A 2,520-nucleotide genomic window follows, 5' to 3' on the forward strand; every position below is an offset into this window, starting at 1 on the left:
TTCAACGCCGACTTCGATGGCGACCAGATGGCAGTGCACCTGCCGCTGAGCGCCGAAGCCCAGGCCGAGGCCCGTTCCCTGATGATGGCTTCCGACAACATTCTGAAGCCGGCCGACGGCCACACCGTGACCATGCCGAGCCAGGACATGATCCTCGGTCTGTACTACCTGACCACCGTCTACGAAGGCGCCAAGGGCCAGGGCCGCGTGTTCTCCTCGCTGGAAGAGGCCGAAATGGCCCTCGACCGCCACGAGATCGACATGCAGGCCAAGGTGCTCATCCGCCTTCCGCAGGACTTCGTGCTGCCGAAGGACTGGGAGCCGGGCGAGGTCAAGGTCGTCGATCCGGAGCCGGGCAGCCCCGACGTCGTCAAGGAAGAGCGCTTCCACGACGGTTCCGTGCTGTTCGCCACCTCCTACGGCCGCATCCTGTTCAACGAGACGCTGCCGGTGGACTACCCGTTCGTCAACGAACAGGCTCCGAAGAAGCGTCTGAGCAAGATCGTCGACGACATCGCCACCCGTTACAAGACCGCCCAGGTCGCGGCCACCTTGGACGCCCTGAAGGATCTCGGCTTCACCCGCGCTCCGTGGTCCGGCGTGTCCTTCGCGTTCTCCGACGTCATCCAGCCGCCGGAGCTCGACGACTACATCGAGAAGTACGAAGGCGAAGCCGACAAGGTCAACGAGAACTACGAAATCGGTATGCTTACCGAAGAGGAACGTCGTCAGGAACTCGTCGATCTGTGGACGAAGTGCACCAGCGAGGTCTCCGAGGCCGTCGAGGAGCACTTCGACGCCAAGAACAACCTGGCCATCATCGTGCAGTCCGGTGCACGAGGAAACATGATGCAGATCAACCAGATCGCAGGTATGCGAGGCCTGGTGGCAAACCCGAAGGGCGAGATCATTCCTCGTCCTGTGAAGTCCAACTACCGTAAGGGTCTGTCCGTGCTGGAATACTTCATCTCCCAGCACGGCGCTCGTAAGGGTCTGGCGGATACCGCACTGCGTACCGCGGAGTCTGGCTACCTGACCCGTCGTCTGGTGGACGTCTCCCAGGACGTCATCGTCCGTGAGGAGGACTGCGGCACCAAGCGCGGCCTGGTCATGAAGGTCGGCGAACGTGACGCCGACGGCACCCTGCATCTCGTCAAGGCCGCCGACGGTGGTCCGTACTCCCGTCTGCTGGCCGCCGACGTGATCGACCCGGCCGACGGCAAGACCGTGCTGTACAAGGCCGGCGACGCGATGTCCATGGACGTGCTCAAGGACATGGTCGCCCACGGCGTCGAAGAGGTCAAGGCACGTTCCGTGCTGACCTGCGAATCCAAGCGCGGCGTGTGCGCCAAGTGCTACGGCTGGTCGCTGGCCACCAACAAGCTGGTGGACGTCGGCGAGGCCGTCGGCATCGTGGCGGCACAGTCCATCGGTGAGCCTGGCACCCAGCTGACGCTGCGTTCCTTCCACTCCGGCGGTGTCGCATCGGCATCCGATATCACGCAGGGTCTTCCGCGTGTCACCGAGCTTTTCGAAGCCCGTACCCCGAAGGGCGAGGCGCCTATCGCCGAGTTCCCGGGCGTGGTCAAGGTGGAGGACACCGATCGTGGCCGTCAGGTCATCCTGAAGCCCGACGACGACTCCGTCGAGCCGATCACCTACCCGGTGACCCGTCGCGCGCCGATGCTGGTCAAGGACGGCGATCACGTCGAGGCCGGCACCCAGCTCATCGAGGGTTCCGTCGATCCGAAGAAGATCCTCCGCATCCTCGGCCCGCGTGCCGCGCAGGTGAACATCGTGGAGGGCGTGCACACCGTGTACCGCTCCCAGGGCGTGGACATCCACGACAAGCACATCGAGGTCATCGTGCACCAGATGCTGCGTCGCATCACCGTGATCGACTCCGGCGACACCGATCTGCTGCCGGGCGAACTCGTGGATCAGGCCCGCTTCAAGGCCGCCAACATGGAAGCCGTGAAGCAGGGTGGCAAGCCCGCAGCCGGCCGTCCGGAGCTGCTGGGCATCACCAAGGCCTCGCTGGCCACCGATTCCTGGCTGTCGGCCGCCTCCTTCCAGGAGACCACCCGCGTGCTCACCGAGGCCGCCCTGAACCAGAAGGTCGATGACCTGAAGGGCCTCAAGGAGAACGTCATCATCGGTAAGCTCATTCCGGCCGGTACCGGTCTCGCCCGTTACCGCAACGCTGTGGTCGAGCCCGACAAGGCCATCCGCGACACCATCTACCCGAACTTCGGTCTGGGTGGGGACGAGTCCGATGCCGCCTTCGGCGACGCCGACCTGTCCGATGTGGACTTCTCCAACATGGACTTCGGCGACCTGAAGCTCGGCGACGACTTCAACCCGGATGACTTCCTCGACGACAACGGCGGCCAGATGGACCTGGGTGACGACAACCAGTGACGCTTGGCTGACGTTCCGGTGATTGTTCCGGAACATCGTTGATGCACCAAGGCCGGTTCCGGCGCGTATGCGAACGATACGCGCCGGAACCGGCCTTTT

At 64.0% G+C, this 2,520-nt stretch carries 1 pseudogene; it reads left to right on the plus strand.

From position 1 onward, the window contains the following. Positions 1-2,421 (plus strand): annotated as a pseudogene (locus tag B3C64_RS06465) (DNA-directed RNA polymerase subunit beta'); the annotation flags it as partial. Between the last annotated feature and the right edge of the window lie 99 nt (positions 2,422-2,520).

The sequence above is a fragment of the Bifidobacterium sp. UBA6881 genome (assembly GCA_002451435.1).
GTDB lineage: Bacteria > Actinomycetota > Actinomycetes > Actinomycetales > Bifidobacteriaceae > Bifidobacterium.